Annotated in this window: 12 protein-coding genes; 7 read left to right on the forward strand and 5 right to left on the reverse strand. The window is 70.8% G+C overall.

Annotated elements, in window-relative coordinates; all coding sequences use genetic code 11:
* Positions 1-67: 67 nt before the first annotated feature.
* Positions 68-1771: a TRAP transporter large permease gene (locus IEX89_RS16705; RefSeq protein WP_188914386.1), complete on the reverse strand. Its 1704-nt coding sequence runs from the start codon at positions 1769-1771 to the stop codon at positions 68-70.
* Positions 1768-2319 (reverse strand): TRAP transporter small permease subunit, encoded by a 552-nt coding sequence (locus tag IEX89_RS16710; protein ID WP_188914387.1) that lies wholly within the window; start codon positions 2317-2319, stop codon positions 1768-1770. Before IEX89_RS16710 ends, IEX89_RS16705 begins: the two co-directional genes overlap by 4 nt.
* Positions 2320-2563: 244 nt before the next feature.
* Between IEX89_RS16710 and phnD the strand changes: the two genes are divergently transcribed.
* The 7 genes from phnD (at position 2564) to IEX89_RS16745 (ending at position 9189) form a co-directional block, all read left to right on the forward strand.
* Positions 2564-3514 (forward strand): phosphate/phosphite/phosphonate ABC transporter substrate-binding protein, encoded by a 951-nt coding sequence (gene phnD / locus IEX89_RS16715; RefSeq protein ID WP_188914388.1) that lies wholly within the window; start codon positions 2564-2566, stop codon positions 3512-3514.
* 69 nt (positions 3515-3583) lie between these two features.
* Positions 3584-4414 (forward strand): phosphonate ABC transporter ATP-binding protein, encoded by an 831-nt coding sequence (gene phnC, locus IEX89_RS16720; RefSeq protein ID WP_188914389.1) that lies wholly within the window; start codon positions 3584-3586, stop codon positions 4412-4414.
* Positions 4411-5241, forward strand: coding sequence for a phosphonate ABC transporter, permease protein PhnE (gene phnE / locus IEX89_RS16725; protein WP_188914390.1), 831 nt, complete (start codon positions 4411-4413; stop codon positions 5239-5241). Before phnC ends, phnE (IEX89_RS16725) begins: the two co-directional genes overlap by 4 nt.
* Positions 5241-6056, forward strand: a complete 816-nt coding sequence (gene phnE, locus IEX89_RS16730; RefSeq protein ID WP_188914391.1) for a phosphonate ABC transporter, permease protein PhnE — start codon at positions 5241-5243, stop codon at positions 6054-6056. Before phnE (IEX89_RS16725) ends, phnE (IEX89_RS16730) begins: the two co-directional genes overlap by 1 nt.
* A gap of 100 nt (positions 6057-6156) precedes the next feature.
* Positions 6157-6492 (forward strand): ArsR/SmtB family transcription factor, encoded by a 336-nt coding sequence (locus IEX89_RS16735; RefSeq protein WP_188914392.1) that lies wholly within the window; start codon positions 6157-6159, stop codon positions 6490-6492.
* 61 nt (positions 6493-6553) lie between these two features.
* Positions 6554-7942, forward strand: a complete 1389-nt coding sequence (locus tag IEX89_RS16740; RefSeq protein ID WP_188914393.1) for an NAD(P)-binding domain-containing protein — start codon at positions 6554-6556, stop codon at positions 7940-7942.
* A complete protein-coding gene (locus IEX89_RS16745; RefSeq protein ID WP_188914394.1) occupies positions 7939-9189 on the forward strand; it encodes an MFS transporter in 1251 nt (416 codons plus the stop codon). Before IEX89_RS16740 ends, IEX89_RS16745 begins: the two co-directional genes overlap by 4 nt.
* Positions 9190-9193: 4 nt before the next feature.
* Here IEX89_RS16745 and IEX89_RS16750 read toward each other — a convergent pair whose 3' ends face one another.
* The 3 genes from IEX89_RS16750 to IEX89_RS16760 all read right to left on the reverse strand — a co-directional run bounded on the left by IEX89_RS16750 (position 9194) and on the right by IEX89_RS16760 (position 15132).
* Entirely contained in the window at positions 9194-11491 is a 2298-nt protein-coding gene (locus tag IEX89_RS16750; RefSeq protein WP_188914395.1) for a putative bifunctional diguanylate cyclase/phosphodiesterase, read from the reverse strand.
* Between the two features lie 76 nt (positions 11492-11567).
* The gene (locus IEX89_RS16755; RefSeq protein WP_188914396.1) at positions 11568-14270 is read right to left on the reverse strand and encodes a valine--tRNA ligase; all 2703 of its coding nucleotides are present in this window, start codon (positions 14268-14270) and stop codon (positions 11568-11570) included.
* A gap of 139 nt (positions 14271-14409) precedes the next feature.
* Complete coding sequence (locus IEX89_RS16760; RefSeq protein WP_188914397.1) at positions 14410-15132, reverse strand: PopZ family protein; 723 nt, start codon at positions 15130-15132, stop codon at positions 14410-14412.
* Between the last annotated feature and the right edge of the window lie 34 nt (positions 15133-15166).

Consider the following 15166-nt stretch of genomic DNA (forward strand, 5'->3'; position numbering starts at 1 on the left):
CTTCGTTGCGGGCGAGCGTGTCGCCGGAACCAGGCGCAGCGGGCGGGGGGCGCTCGGTCGCCCTGCTCTACTGCCCCGGCAGCTGCGGTGGCGCGAAGCTCGGCATCTCGGGCGGGCCGAAGCCGGGCCCGAACCCACCGCCCGGCCCCCCTGCCCCGTCGCCGAGGCCCGGCATGATCAGCCGGTCGAGCCGCTCGCGCACCTGGTCCTCGTCGAGCACCGGCGCGTCCGAGCGGTAGTGCGTGACGATCCCGGGCGCGAAATAGACGACGAGGACCATCAGCACCTGGATGGCGACGAAGGGGATCACGCCCCGGTAGATCTCGAGCGTCGCGACCCCGCGCATGCGCTCGCCGGTCACCGCGTCATCGTACTCTCCGCTCGGCGTTACCGATCGCAGGTAAAACAGCGAGAAGCCGAAGGGTGGCGTGAGGAACGAGGTCTGGAAGTTCACCGCGAGCAGCACGCCGAACCAGACGAGATCGATGCCCAGCGCCTGCGCCGGCGCGACGAGGAGCGGCACGAGGATGAAGACGATCTCGAAGAAGTCGAGGAAGAAGCCCAGGAAGAACACCACCAGCGCGACGAAGAGCAGGAACCCCGCCTCCCCGCCCGGCAGCGCCAGCAGCAGGTCCTTCACCCAGATGTGCCCGCTCACCCCGTAGAAGGTGAGCGAGAACACCCGCGCGCCGATGAGCACGAACATGACGAAGGCGGAGAGTCGCAGCGTCTGCTCGGCGGCCTCCCGGGTGAGGCGCAGGCTGAGCCGCCCCTTGAGCGCGGCCAGCACGAGGGCGCCCACGGCCCCCATCGCCCCGCCTTCGGTGGGCGTCGCGAGCCCGACGAAGATCGTGCCCAGCACGAGGAAGATCAGCGCCAGCGGCGGTACGAGGACGAGGGTCACCTGCTCGGCGAGGTAGGAGAGGATGCCGAGCTTCAGGCGCCGGTTCGCGAGCGCCAGGGCGAAGGCGAGGAGAACGCCCACGCCCGAGCCGTAGACGTAGGGCGCCTGCTCGACGCGGCTCGCGAAGACCGCGGTCGCGCCCCAGCCGATTCCGACGCAGATCGCGGCGAGCACGAAGAGCGAGGCGAGGCCCTTGCCCAGCGTGCGCGCCTCCGGCGGCAATGGCGGGCTCATGGCGGGGCGGATCAGCGTGTTGAGGAAGACGTAGAGCGCGAAGAGCCCCGTCAGCATCAGCGCCGGCACCATGGCGCCGGCATACATGTCCCCCACCGAGCGCCCGAGCTGGTCGGCGAGCACGATCAGCACGAGCGAGGGCGGCAGGATCTGCGCCAGCGTTCCCGAGGCCACGATGACGCCCGTGGCGAGGCGCCGGTCGTAGCCGTAGCGCAGCATGATCGGCAGCGAGATCAGCCCCATGGAGATCACGGCGGCCGCGACGACGCCCGTCGTCGCCGCGAGGAGCGCGCCGACGAAGATCACCGCGTAGGCGAGCCCGCCGCGCACGGAGCCGAAGAGCTGGCCCATCGTGTCGAGCAGGTCCTCCGCCATGCGCGATCGCTCGAGCACGAGACCCATGAAGGTGAAGAAGGGGATGGCGAGCAGCGTCTCGTTGGCCATGGCGCCGTAGACGCGATCCGGCAGCGCCTGGAAGAAGCCAGGCGCGAACAGGCCGAGCTCGATGCCCAGGAACCCGAAGCCGAGCCCGAGCGCCGCCAGCGAGAAGGCGATCGGGTAGCCGAGCAGCATCAGCACGACGAGCGAGCCGAACATGATCGGCGCGAGATTGGCCACGAGGAAGGCGCTCATGCCGTGAGCCCCGGTCCCGCGCGCCCGTCGTCGGCATCGTCCGGCAGCGCTCCGCGCAGGACGGCGATCTTCTTCACGAGCTCGGACACGCCTTGCGCGAGCAGCATGGTGAAGCCGACGAGGACGAGGAGCTTCGCCGGCCACAGCGGCAGGCCGCCGGCATTGGGCGAGACCTCTCCGGTGCGCCAGGAGAGCAGGAAGAACGGCACCGCCGTCGTCGCGTGCACGAAGGCGAAGGGCAGCAGGAAGAGCGCGTGGCCGACGACGTCGATCCAGGCGCGCGTGCGCGGCGCGAGGCGCGAGGAGAGGACGTCGATGCGCACGTGCTCGTTACGTTTCAAGGTCCAAGACGCGCCGAGCAGGAAGACGGCGCCGAACAGGTACCATTGCAGCTCGAGCCAGGCGTTCGACGAGAGCGAGAAGGCCTTGCGCGAGATCGCGTTGCCCGCCGAGATCACCACCGCCGCCAGGACGAGCCAGGCGGCGAGGCGCGCGATGCGCTCGTTCAGCGCGTCGATGCCGTGCGCGAGACGCAGGGCGAAGGACATGGGTCGGTCTCCCGGCCGCGCGCGGGGGGGGACTCGCCGGCTCGACATCCGGCTTCTAGTGGAAACGGCGGGGGAGGCAAGACGTCGCGTCTCGATCGCCGTCCACAGGCCGTCGACAGCGCAATCGGTCACGCGCTTGTCACCGATCTGTCATGCGGGAACTATACCCGGACGTCAGCGCCGCCCCACCCTGCGTAACCCGCGCAAGCCCGCGAGGGCGGCCGAACGGACAGGAGGTCACGTCATGGTGTTCCGCACCCTCGCCGCCGCCGCGGCGCTGCTCGTCGCCACCGGCGCCGCCCAGGCCCAGTTCACGCTCGACGAGCGCTTCACCGACGCCGACGGCGACATGATCGCCGACGTCCCGAGCGATCCCGCGCAGCTCGTCGACCCGTCGACGCTCATCTTCGCCTACACGCCCGTCGAGGACCCGGCCGTCTACGCCGAGGTGTGGGCCGGCTTCCTGGAGCACCTCGAGGAGGCGACCGGCAAGAGCGTGCAGTTCTTCCCGGTCCAGTCGAACGCCGCCCAGATCGAGGCCATGCGCGCCGGGCGCCTGCACATCGCCGGCTTCAACACCGGCTCGAACCCGCTCGCCGTCGCCTGCGCGGGCTTCCGTCCCTTCGCCATGATGGCGGCGTCGGACGGCTCGTACGGCTACGAGATGGAGATCATCACGTATCCGGGCTCCGAAATCGAGAGCGTCGAGGACATCCGCGGCAAGCAGATGGCGTTCACCTCCGAGACGTCGAACTCGGGCTTCAAGGCGCCCTCCGCGCTGCTCGCGAGCGAGTTCGGCATGGTCGCCGGCGAGGATTTCGAGCCGACCTTCTCGGGCGCGCACGACAACTCGATCCTGGGCGTCGCCAACCAGGACTATCCGGCCGCGGCGATCGCGAACTCGGTCAAGGCTCGCATGCTCGATCGCGGCGTGGTCTCCGCCGACCAGCTCGAGGTGATCTATACCTCGCAGACCTTCCCCACGACGGGCTACGGCACGGTCTACAACCTCACGCCGGAGCTGCAGCAGCAGATCCGCGACGCGTTCTTCTCCTACGACTGGGAGGGCACCGCGCTCGCCGAGGAGTTCGGCCGCAACGGCGAGGACCAGTTCATCGAGATCTCGTTCCAGGAGGACTGGGCCGTCATCCGCCAGATCGACGAGGCGAACGGCGTGCAGTACACCTGCGATTGATCGCATGAACTCGGCGCGCCGCGGCCGACCCGCGGCGCGCCTCTTCGTAATTTTGGGGGAGACGAGCCGATGCTGCGCGTCGAGGCGCTGACCAAGCGCTACAAGACCGGCGACAAGGCCCTGACCGACGTCTCGTTCGACGTGCCCTCGGGCCAGGTCGTGGGGCTCATCGGCCCCTCCGGCGCCGGCAAGTCGACGCTCATCCGCTGCGTCAACCGACTGGTGGAGCCGTCCTCGGGCAAGGTCTTCCTCGGCGATCGCGAGATCACCCGCGTGGGCCGCGGCGAGCTGCGCCGGGTGCGCCGGCGCATCGGCATGATCTTCCAGGAATACGCGCTGGTCGAGCGCCTGACCGTGATGGAGAACGTTCTCTCCGGTCGCCTCGGCTACGTGCCCTTCTGGCGCTCCTTCCTGCGCCGCTTCCCGCAGGGCGACGTCGACAAGGCCTTCGCGCTGCTCGATCGGGTCGGGCTCTCCGACCACGTCGACAAGCGCGCGGACGCGCTCTCCGGCGGGCAGCGCCAGCGCGTGGGCATCGCGCGCGCGCTCGAGCAGGACCCGGAGCTCCTCCTCGTCGACGAGCCGACCGCGTCCCTCGACCCCAAGACCTCGCGCCAGATCATGCGCCTCATCTGCGAGATCTGCCGCGAGCGTGGCCTGCCCGCGATCATCAACATCCACGACGTGCTCCTCGCCAAGATGTTCGTCGATCGCATCGTCGGGCTCAGAGCCGGCCGGATCGTCTTCGACGGGCCGCCGGACGCCCTCGACGAGGAGGCGCTCACCGCCATCTACGGCTCCGAGGACTGGAACGCCATGCGCAAGGAGGCGGACGAGACGGCGAAGGACGCCGCCGAGGCCGCAGATTTCGAGGCGCGCGCGCAGGCGGGCGCGGCATGAGCGCGTCCGCCCCCGGCGCTTCCGCTCCCGCCGCTCGCGGGCGGCGCTGGAAGCGCCCGCCGATCTTCATCCAGCGAGGCTGGCTGCGCCTCGTCGTCTACGGCGGCTTCGTTCTCTACCTCGCGCTCGCGATCTCGACCGTAGAGGTCAATTGGAGCCGCGTCGCGGAGGGCATGGAGCGCGGCTGGCGTTTCGTGCAGGGCTTCCTCACGCCCGACTTCACGTCGCGCTCCACCGACATCGTCAAGGGCTTCGTCGAGAGCCTCACGATGACGCTCACCTCGACCGTCGCCGGCGTCATCCTCTCCATCCCCATCGGGGTCGGCGCCGCACGCAACATCGCGCCGCTGCCGGTCTACGCGGTGTGCCGCGCCATCGTCGCCGTGTCGCGCTCCTTCCAGGAGATCATCATCGCCATCCTGTTCGTGGCGATGTTCGGCTTCGGACCCTTCGCCGGCTTCCTGACGCTCACCTTCGCCACGATCGGCTTCATGGCGAAGCTGCTCGCCGAGGACATCGAGGACATCGACGAGGGGCAGGCCGAGGCCATGCGGGCCACCGGCGCGAGCTGGTGGCAGGTGCTCAACTGGGGCATCCAGCCCCAGGTGCTCCCGCGGCTCGTCGGGCTCTCGATGTACCGGCTCGACATCAACTTTCGCGAGTCGGCGGTGATCGGCATCGTCGGCGCCGGCGGCATCGGGGCGACCCTCAACGTGGCCATGGACCGCTACGAGTACGACACCGCCGCCGCCGTGCTGCTCCTCATCATCCTCATCGTCATGGCCGCCGAGTATTCCTCGAGCTGGCTGCGCAAGCGGATCCAGTGATGCCGGTCTCCCACCTCGCCGATCGCCCGATCTGGACCCGCCGCACCACGCGCCAGCAATTCGCCGCCTATGCCGGCTGGCTCGCCCTGGTGGCGCTGACGATCTTCGCCTTCCAGGTGATGACGCGCGACACGATCTGGTTCTTCGTCCAGGACGCACCGCGCCAGGCGGGCGACCTCCTCGATCGCGCCTGGCCGCCGCGCTGGTCCTATCTCGACCGCCTATGGGCGCCGCTCTGGGACACGCTCAACATCGCGACGCTGGGCACGCTCCTCGGCATCCTCATCGCGGTGCCCGTCGCCTTCCTGGCGGCGCGCAACACGACGCCGAGCCTCGCCTTCGCCCGCCCGATCGCGCTCCTGATCATCGTCGCCTCGCGCTCCATCAACTCGCTGATCTGGGCGCTGCTGCTCGTCGCCATCATCGGCCCGGGCTTGCTCGCGGGCATCATCGCCATCGGGCTACGCTCCATCGGCTTCATCGGCAAGCTGCTCTACGAGGCCATCGAGGAGATCGACGAGAGCCAGGTCGAGGCGGTGAAGGCGACCGGCGCCCGAGGCTCGCAGGTGATCGACTACGCCATCGTGCCGCAGATCCTGCCGACCTTCGCCGGCATCTCGGTCTTCCGCTGGGACATCAACATCCGCGAATCGGCCGTTCTCGGCCTCGTCGGCGCGGGCGGCATCGGCGTGCAGCTGAACTCCTCGCTCGCCCGCCTCGCCTGGTCGGAGGTGACGGTGATCTTCATCGTCATCCTCGCCACGGTCGTGGTGTCGGAATGGGTCTCGGCCAAGGTGCGCGGGGCGATCATTTGAGAACCGGGACAGGGGGGCGACCGCTCTTTCGGTCAGCAAATAATTCGAAGATACTAGAAATACCGTTGACACGGCGATCCGGCTCCTGCAGGATCGCGCCATGGACACGACGACGATCATCGCCAAGCGGCTCGAAGCCCTCGGCAACCCGACACGGCTCGGCATCTACCGCGCGCTGGTGCGCGCCGGCGATGCGGGCCTCGCCGTCGGCGCGCTGCAGGAGCGGCTGGGCACGCCGGCCTCGACGCTCTCGCATCATCTGCGCACGCTGGTCGGCGTGGCGCTCGTGACGCAGGAGCGCCACGGCACGACGCTGATCTGCCGGGCGAACTACCCCGTCATGAACGGGCTCGTCGCCTTCCTGTCCGAGGAGTGCTGCGTCGATTCCCGCTGCGGGCCCGCCCGCGATCCGGGCGTGAGCGAGGAAGCGATCTAGCGCTTTTTCGCCGTCGCCTATTTCGAAATTTCTGGAATGATCGAGAGCCAAGGAGAGCACCATGCACGCGCCGTCTCGTTCCGCCGAGCTGCCGATCGCCATCTTGGGAGCGGGGCCCGTCGGCCTCGCCGCCGCGGCGCATTGCGCCGAGCGCGGGCTGCCCTTCCTCGTGCTGGAGGCCGGGCCGGCCGTCGGCGCCAACCTGCGCGAATGGGGGCACGTGCGCCTGTTCTCGCCCTGGCGCTACGACGTCGACGCCGCGTCCCGCCGCCTGCTCGAGCGGGAGGGGTGGGTGCAGCCGGATCCGGATTCGCTGCCCACCGGCGCGGAGATGGCGGATCGCTATCTCGCACCGCTCGCCGAGGCGCTCGCCGCCCACGGCCGGATCGTGATCGACGCACGCGTCCGGGCCGTCACGCGCGCGGGGCTCGACAAGGTGAAGAGCGCACGGCGCGCCCAGACGCCGTTCCTGATCGACGTCGAGCACGGCGACGGGCGGCGCTCGCGCCACCTCGCCCGCGCGGTCGTCGACGCCAGCGGCACCTGGAGCACGCCCAACCCGCTGGGCGGAACGGGCATCGCCGCCATCGGCGAGAGCGAGGCGGCCGGGCGCATCCGCTACCGCATCCCCGACGCACTCGGCGCGGACCGCGCCGTCTATGCCGGCGCGCGCACCCTCGTCGTCGGCGCCGGTCATTCGGCCGCGAACGCGGTCATCGATCTCGCAGGCCTCGTCGAGCAGACCGGGACGGGAAGCATCACCTGGGCGGTGCGGGGCGCACGCCCGATCCGCGCCTTCGGCGGCGGCGCCGGCGACGAGCTGCCCGCGCGCGGGGCGCTCGGAGCGCGGCTCCAGGCGCTCGTGGCCGACGGACGGGTGCGGCTCGTGACCGGCTTCGCCGCGGAGGAGATCCGTGAGGCGGATGCAGGCGGCGTCCTCGTCGCCGACGCGAGCGGGCGAACGATCGGGCCCTTCGATCGCCTCGTCGCGCTCACGGGACAGCGTCCGGATCTCGCGCCGCTGCGCGAGCTGCGCATCGATCTCGATCCGTGGCTCGAATGCTCCCGGGCGCTCGCGGCCGACATCGATCCCAACGTCCACGCCTGCGGCAGCGTCACGCCGCACGGGCATGCGGCGCTGGCCCATCCCGAGCCCGGCTTCTACGTCGTCGGCGCCAAGAGCTACGGGCGCGCGCCCACCTTCCTCATGATGACGGGCTACGAGCAGGTGCGCTCCGTCGTGGCGGCCCTCGCCGGCGCCGAAGCCGAAGCCGATCGCGTCGAGCTCGTCCTGCCCAAGACCGGCGTGTGCTCGACGGATCTCGCGACCGGCGCGGACGCCTGCTGCGCGCCGGCTCCAGAGGGTGCGCGCGGCTGCTGCGGCGCACCCGCCGCGCAGGACGCACCCGTTCCCGCCCGCGTGGGCGCCCGCTGCGGAGCCGCCGCGTGAGCCCTCCCCCGTCCGACTCCGCCGCGCTCGACCTCGCGAGCGCGGCGGCTCCCGAAAAGCCGTCCCGCCCGGTGGTGATCACCGTGCTCGGCGTCACGCAGATCCTGGCGTGGGGCTCCACCTTCTATCTCCTGGCGGTGCTCGCCCCCGTGATCGTGGCCGAGACCGGCTGGGCGAAGACCTTCGTCGTGGGCGGGCTCACGCTGGGCCTCGTCGCGGCGAGCCTCGTCTCGCCGCGGGTGGGGCGCGCCGTCGAGGCGACGGGCGGGCGACCGGTCCTCGTGGGCTCGGCGCTCACCATGGCGGCGGGGCTCGCGGCGCTGGGCCTCGCCGCCCACCCCCTCGCCTATCTCGCCGCCTGGCTCGTGATCGGGCTCGGCATGGGTGCGGGCCTCTACGACGCCGCCTTCGCGACGCTCGGCCGCCTCTACGGCGCGAGCGCGCGCTCGGCGATCACCACGCTCACCCTGTTCGGCGGCTTCGCCTCGACGATCGGCTGGCCGCTCTCCGCCCTCTTCGTCGAGCAGCTCGGCTGGCGCGGCGCCTGCTTCGCCTATGCGGCGATCCACGTCCTCGTCGTCGCGCCGCTCTACCTGACGCTTCTCCCGCGCCGCCCCGCGCCGGCGCCGCACGCCGCCCCCGTCGCGACGCCGGCGACGGAAAAGCCCGCCGACGGCGCGCGCCGGCTTCGCGACGAGACGCTCCTGCGGCTCACGCTCGCCGCCGGCCTCACCGTGAGCGGACTCGCCACCGCGGTCCTGTCGGTGCACCTCATCACGCTGCTCCAGGCCCGCGACCTGGCGCTCGCCGCTGCGGTCGGCCTCGCCGCGATGGTCGGGCCGAGCCAGGTGGGCGCGCGCGTGATCGAGGCCTGGATCGGCCGCCGCTACCATCCGATCCGCACCGCCGCGGCCTCGGCCGCGCTGACCTTCGCCGGCGTCGCGCTGCTCGCGAGCGGCAATGCGGCGATCCTGCCCCTCGCCCTCGTCTGCTACGGCGCGGGCATCGGCATCCGCTCCATCGTCAAGGGAACGTTGCCGCTCGCGATCTTCGGCCCCTTCGGCTATGCCGCCCTCATGGGCCGCCTCGCCCTCCCCCAGCTCCTCGTCGCGGCGCTGGCGCCGCTGGCCGGCGCCTGGCTCATGGAGACGATCGGCCCCGACGCCCTGCTCCACGCGCTGATCGGCGTCACCACGCTCGACGCGCTGCTCGTCCTGGCGATCGCGCTGCAGATCAGGGGGCGCTAGACGATCACGCCGCGCTGCGCGCGCGCTCCTCCAGGAACGCGACGACCGCGTCGGCGGGCATGGGGCGGCCGTAGAGCCAGCCTTGGGCCTGGGCGCATCCGCGGGCGGCGAGGAAGTCGGCCTGGGCCTGCGTCTCCACGCCCTCCGCCGTCACCGAGATCTCCAGCGCGCGGCCGAGCTCGATCACCGCCGAGGCGATGGCCGCGTCGTCCGGGTCCTCGATGAGGTCGCGCACGAAGCTGCGGTCGATCTTGATGTCGTCGACGGGGAAGCGCTTGAGGTGGGTCAGCGATGCGAAGCCCGTGCCGAAATCGTCGAGCGCGATGCGCATGCCCGCCGCCTGGAAGGCGCGCAAGGTCGCCTCGACGCCCTCCCCGCCCGGGCCGAGGAAGACGCTCTCCGTCACCTCCACGTCGATCCGCGACGGCGCCACACCGGCCCGGGCGAGCTGCTCCGCGACGTGCTCGGCGAGCTTGGGGCAGCCGAATTCCGCCGGCGCGAAGTTCACGGCGATCCGCCCCGGCTCCAGCCCCGCGTCGAGCCAGCGCCGCAGGTCGGCGGCGATCTGGCCGCGCATGCGCTCGCCGATGGCGATGGCGTGCTCCGGCTCGGCGAAGGCGGCAGCGAAATGAACGGGCGTGAGGAGCCCGCGCTCCGGGTGGCGCCAGCGCGCCAGCGCCTCGAAGCCGGTGACGCGCCCCGTCGCGAGGGCCACCTTCGGCTGATAGTAGGGCACGATGGCATCCGCCTCGAGGGCGGCGCCGACGTCGCGCAGCAACGTCACGCGCCGCTCGAAGCCGCGCCGCAGCGCCGGCTCGTAGACGACGAGGCGATTGCGCCCGCTCTGCTTGGCCGCATAGAGCGCGAGATCGGCGTCCTTCACGAGCTCGCCCGGGGAGGTGTCGTGCTCGGGGCACAGCGCGAGGCCGATGGAGGCGCGCCCGACGAGGCTGCGCTCGCCGAACGGCACCGGCTGGCGCATGGCCTCGAGCAGGCCGGCCGCGATCGCCTGAGCCTCCTCGCGGTTCGCGGGCGCGAGTACCATGGCGAACTCGTCGCCCCCCAGGCGCGCCACGACGTCGCCGTCGCGCGCCGCCGTGCGCAGGCGCTGCGCGGCGGCGACGAGGAGCGCGTCCCCGGCGTCGTGACCGAGGGCGTCGTTCACCTCCTTCAGCCCGTCGAGATCGACGAGGAGCAGCGCCGCTCCCTTCGGGCAGCTCTCGGCACGCGCGGCGATGCGCTCCAGGCTCGCCTGGAAATGCGTGCGGTTCGGCAGGCCCGTGAGCGCGTCGTGGTGTGCCGCGCGCCAGACGCGCTCTTCGGCGGCCTTTCGGTCGGTGATGTCGACGACGGCGGCGAGGAGCGCCGCGCGCCCGTCGATGTCGATGCCCGACGCCGCGAGGAGGACGTCGCGCTCATCCCCGTCGGGCTTGCGCAGGCGCGTGTCGAAGCCGTCGATCCGGTCCCGCCCCGCCATCTGCGCGATGAAGCGGTCACGGTCGCGGACATCCACGTAGAGGTCGCGCGTGGACCAGGCGCTCGCGTCCTCGATGCCGAGGAAGGTGCGGGCCGCGTCGTTCAGCGCGAGAAAGCGCCCGTCCGTGCGGTCCGAGACGACGAGGGGAATGGGCACCGTGCGGAACATCCGCTCGAACATCTCGCGGCTGTGGCCGAGCTCGCGATTGGCGAGGCGCTCGCGCTGGACGGCGGTCCATTCGAGGCGGCGCAGCCGGTTGGAGCGCGTGACGACGAGGAGGAGCGCGATGTTGAGCATCAGCATGCCGAGCCCCAGCCCCAGCGCCGTGGTCTCGATGCCGGGCGTGCCGTGCCCGATCACGCTGAAGCCGACGAGCATGCAGGTCGACGAGAACGCACCGGCGACGAGCGTCGCGCGGAAGGTGTTGGGCACGACGAGGTAGAGCATCAAGGGCAGGACGATGACGACGAAGAGCGCCAGGTCCGAGCGCGAGGAGACGAGCAGCCCGACCCCGATGGAGACGATCCCCTGCCAGACGCCGAGCACCGCCTGCAGCTCGCCCGCCGTCCGGCTACGCAGGACGAGCCCCAGGCAGACGATGGAGATCGCCACCACGACGAGGCGCGACGGCACGGCGATCCAGAAATGCGGATCTCCGGCGAAGCGCCAGTCGGAGACGAGGAAGAGCGTGTTGACGATCGTGGAGAAGAACAGGAGCAACCGCGCCTGCCGGATCGATTCCGGCAGGCGCTCGGCCCGGAAGGTGGCTTCCGTAGCGGGTGTGCGGAATTCACCGCTGATCGGGCTGAGCGCGTAGGCTGGCATGGCTGGACCATGCGTCGCATGCCCGGGTGTAACCTACGTTAACACCACCAGCGCGCGGATGCGCAGACCGGATGCGTCACGCCTGCAGACGCGCCAGCGCCTCCGCGATCTTCGCGCGGCGCGCCAGGGTCTCGTCGAGCCGCTCGCGCATCTCCTCGACCACCTCCTCCTTGGCGTTGGCGAGAAAGGCGGGGTTGTCGAGCTTGGCCCGCGACTTCGCCTCGTCGCCGGCGAGCTTGCCGTCCTCCTTGGCGAGGCGGGCGCGCTCTGCGGCGATGTCGACCACGCCCTGGAGCGGCAGCGCCGCGCTCTCGCCGCGCACGACGAGGAAGGCCGAGGCCTTGGGCGCGCTCTCCGCGACGGTGATCTCGGAGGCGCGCGCGAGGCGGCGGATCATGTCCGACCAGGCCTCGACCCGCGCCTTCGTCTGCGCCGAGGGCGACACGAGGACGAGCGGCACCTGCGCCGAGCCGGGCACGCCCGTCTCGGAACGGGCGGAGCGGATCTCGGAGATCAGGTCGACGACGAAGCCGATCTCCGCCTCCGCCGCCTCGTCGAGGAGAGCCGCGTGGTCCGGCCAGGCGGCGAGCGCGAGGACGGGCTCGTCGCGCGCCGGGCCCTCGGCACCCTTGGCCGCCCAGAGCTCCTCCGTGATGAAGGGCATGAACGGGTGGAGCAGCTTGCAGAGCTGATCGATCAGGAAGGCGGCGGTGGCGCGCGTCTCGTCCTTCGCCGGCCCGTCCTCGCCCTGGAGCACGGGCTTGGAGAGCTCGAGATACCAGTCGCAGAACACGTTCCAGGTGAAGCGATAGGCGGCCGCGGCGGCGTCGTTGAAGCGGAAGGCTTCCAGCGCCTCCGTGACGTCCGCGAAGGCGCGGGCGCATTCGGAGAGCGCCCAGACGTTGAGCGGCTGGGTCACGGCCTTCGGATCGTAGCCGGCGACGCGCACGCAGCCGTTCATCTCGGCGAAGCGGGCGGCGTTCCAGATCTTGGTCGAGAAGTTGCGGTAGCCCTCGACCCGGGAGACGGCGAGCTTGATGTCGCGGCCCTGCGCCGCCATGGCGACGAGGGTGAAGCGCAGAGCGTCCGCGCCGAACTGGTCGACGAGGCTCAACGGGTCGATGACGTTGCCCTTGGACTTCGACATCTTGGCGCCCTTCTCGTCACGGACGAGGGCGTGGATGTAGACCGTGTCGAAGGGCACCTCGTCCATGAAGTGCAGGCCGGCCATCATCATCCGGGCGACCCAGAAGAAGATGATGTCGAAGCCGGTGACGAGCGTGTTCGTCGGGTAGTAGCGCGCGACCTCCGGCGTCTCGTCGGGCCAGCCGAGCGTCGAGAACGGCCAGAGCGCGGAGGAGAACCAGGTGTCGAGGACGTCCTCGTCGCGGGTGAGCGCGACATCGTGGCCGTGCTTCTCGCGGGCTTGGGCCTGCGCCTCCGCCTCGTCGTAGGCGACGTAGACGTTGCCCTCCTCGTCGTACCAGGCGGGGATCTGGTGGCCCCACCAGAGCTGGCGCGAGACGCACCACGGCTCGATGTTCTCGAGCCATTGGAAGTAGGTCTTCTCCCAGTTCTCCGGCACGAAGCGCGTGCGCCCGTCCTTCACCGCGCCGAGCGCGCGCTCGGCGAGCGGCTTCACGTTCACGAACCACTGGTCCGTGAGGTAGGGCTCGACGACGACGCCGGAGCGGTCTCCGTGCGGAACCGCGTGGACGTTGGGCGTGATCTCGGCGAGGAGCTCGCGCGCCTCCATCATCTCGACGACGCGCTTGCGGGCCTCGAAGCGGTCGAGGCCGTGCAGCGCCATGGTCTCGGGCTCGGGCGCGGCGTTTACGAGGAAGTCCTCGTTCTCCGCGATCGCCACGTGAGCCGATCGGTCGAAGACGTTGACGATGCGCAGGTTATTGCGCTTGCCGACCTCGAAGTCGTTGAAGTCGTGCGCCGGCGTGATCTTCACCGCGCCGGTGCCCTTCTCCGGGTCCGAGTACTCGTCGGCGACGATGGGGATGCGCCGGCCGACCAGCGGCAGGATCGCGAACTTGCCGACGAGATCGGCATAGCGCTCGTCCTCCGGATGGACCGCGACGGCGGTGTCGCCCAGCATGGTCTCGGGCCGCGTCGTCGCGACCGTGATGAAGCGGCCCCCTTCGCCCTCGATGGGGTAGCGGAAGTGCCAGAGGTTGCCCTTGGTCTCGACCTGCTGGACCTCGAGATCCGAGATCGCGGTCTGGAACTTCGGGTCCCAGTTGACGAGGCGCTTGTCCTTGTAGAGCAGGCCCTGGCGGTAGAGCTCGACGAAGACCTTCAGCACGGCCTTCGACAGGCCCTCGTCCATGGTGAAGCGCTCGCGCGACCAGTCGCAGGACGCGCCCAGCCGCTTGAGCTGGTTGACGATGGCGCCGCCGCTCTCCTCCTTCCAGGCCCAGACCTCCTCGAGGAACGCCTCGCGGCCCATCTCGCGCCGGGACGGCCGGCCATCGGCGGCGAGCTTGCGCTCGACCACCATCTGCGTGGCGATGCCGGCGTGGTCCATGCCCGGCTGCCAGAGCACGTCGCGCCCGCGCATGCGCTCGAAGCGGCAGAGCACGTCCTGGAGCGTGTTGTTGAGCGCGTGGCCCATGTGGAGCGAGCCCGTCACGTTCGGCGGCGGGATCATGATGGTGTAGGGCTTCGCGTCCGTCCGCTCGGGGCGGCCGGCGCGGAACGCGCCCGCGTCCTCCCAAACCTGTGCGATACGCCCCTCGACGGCGGCGTGGTCGAACGTCTTGTCCATCATGAGGTCGGCCGATCGTATCTCGTGCAAACGAAAAAGCGCGCCGGAAAGGCTCCGGCTAGAAACCGGAGCCCGGCGCGCAAGTCAACGGGTCGAGGAAAATGCCGGGCGGACCCTGCCGCCCGGGATCCCGCGTGCGCGCTCAGCGGCCGCGGGATACGCGCTCGATCTCGGCGCGCACGAGGCGCTCGACGATGCTCGGCAGGTTGTCGTCGAGCCAGTCCTTCAGCATCGGTCGCAGCATCTCCTTGACGAGATCCTCGAGCGTCCGGCCCTGGTTGGAGAGGACGGCGTGGGCGAGCATGTTGAAATGGTTGCCCACGGCCGAATCCGTGGCTTCCGAGAGGAGGCGCTCCTCGTCGACCATGCGCCGGCGCGGGGGCTCGGGCATCGGCGGCGGAACATAGGGCGCCGGCTCCTCGAAGACGGGCTCGGGCTCCTCGAAAGCGTCGATCTCCGGCTCGGGCTCGGGCTCCGGCTCGGGGAGCGCATCGAAGTCGGGCTTGCCCGAGAGCTCGTTGTGGCGAAAGTCGATGTCCTCGTGCTCGAGGTCGAGGGGGGACGGCTCGCGCGCCACCTTGGCCACCGGCTCCGCCACCTGGCCGAGGTCGAGGACTTCCTCCTCCTCGTCCTCCGGCTCCGGCTCGGGTTCCGGCTCGGGCTCCTCCTCGGCGTCGTCGCCGAACATGTCGTCGATGGAGGCCTGCGAGTTCGGGCCGCCGTCGTCGGCGACCTCGTCCTCCTCCGGCTCCTCCTCCGGCGCGCTCGACGCCTGGTCGTCGGCGATGATCCGGCGGATGGAGGCGAGGATCTCCTCCATAGTCGGCTCTTCGGACTTGGCGCTCTTCGGGCTGGCCGGGCTCATCTGGCACTCATCGATCGCGATTCCACACGGAACG

It is taken from the genome of Salinarimonas ramus, assembly GCF_014645695.1.
GTDB classification, from domain to species: domain Bacteria; phylum Pseudomonadota; class Alphaproteobacteria; order Rhizobiales; family Beijerinckiaceae; genus Salinarimonas; species Salinarimonas ramus.

What these genes read in the sequence shown, in the direction of transcription:
- IEX89_RS16705 (WP_188914386.1), bottom strand. Translation starts at nt 1,771, where the DNA reads ATGAGCGCCTTCCTCGTGGCCAATCTCGCGCCGATCATGTTCGGCTCG.
- IEX89_RS16710 (WP_188914387.1), bottom strand. Translation starts at nt 2,319, where the DNA reads ATGTCCTTCGCCCTGCGTCTCGCGCACGGCATCGACGCGCTGAACGAG.
- phnD (WP_188914388.1), top strand. Translation starts at nt 2,564, where the DNA reads ATGGTGTTCCGCACCCTCGCCGCCGCCGCGGCGCTGCTCGTCGCCACC.
- phnC (WP_188914389.1), top strand. Translation starts at nt 3,584, where the DNA reads ATGCTGCGCGTCGAGGCGCTGACCAAGCGCTACAAGACCGGCGACAAG.
- phnE (WP_188914390.1), top strand. Translation starts at nt 4,411, where the DNA reads ATGAGCGCGTCCGCCCCCGGCGCTTCCGCTCCCGCCGCTCGCGGGCGG.
- phnE (WP_188914391.1), top strand. Translation starts at nt 5,241, where the DNA reads ATGCCGGTCTCCCACCTCGCCGATCGCCCGATCTGGACCCGCCGCACC.
- IEX89_RS16735 (WP_188914392.1), top strand. Translation starts at nt 6,157, where the DNA reads ATGGACACGACGACGATCATCGCCAAGCGGCTCGAAGCCCTCGGCAAC.
- IEX89_RS16740 (WP_188914393.1), top strand. Translation starts at nt 6,554, where the DNA reads ATGCACGCGCCGTCTCGTTCCGCCGAGCTGCCGATCGCCATCTTGGGA.
- IEX89_RS16750 (WP_188914395.1), bottom strand. Translation starts at nt 11,491, where the DNA reads ATGCCAGCCTACGCGCTCAGCCCGATCAGCGGTGAATTCCGCACACCC.
- IEX89_RS16755 (WP_188914396.1), bottom strand. Translation starts at nt 14,270, where the DNA reads ATGATGGACAAGACGTTCGACCACGCCGCCGTCGAGGGGCGTATCGCA.
- IEX89_RS16760 (WP_188914397.1), bottom strand. Translation starts at nt 15,132, where the DNA reads ATGAGCCCGGCCAGCCCGAAGAGCGCCAAGTCCGAAGAGCCGACTATG.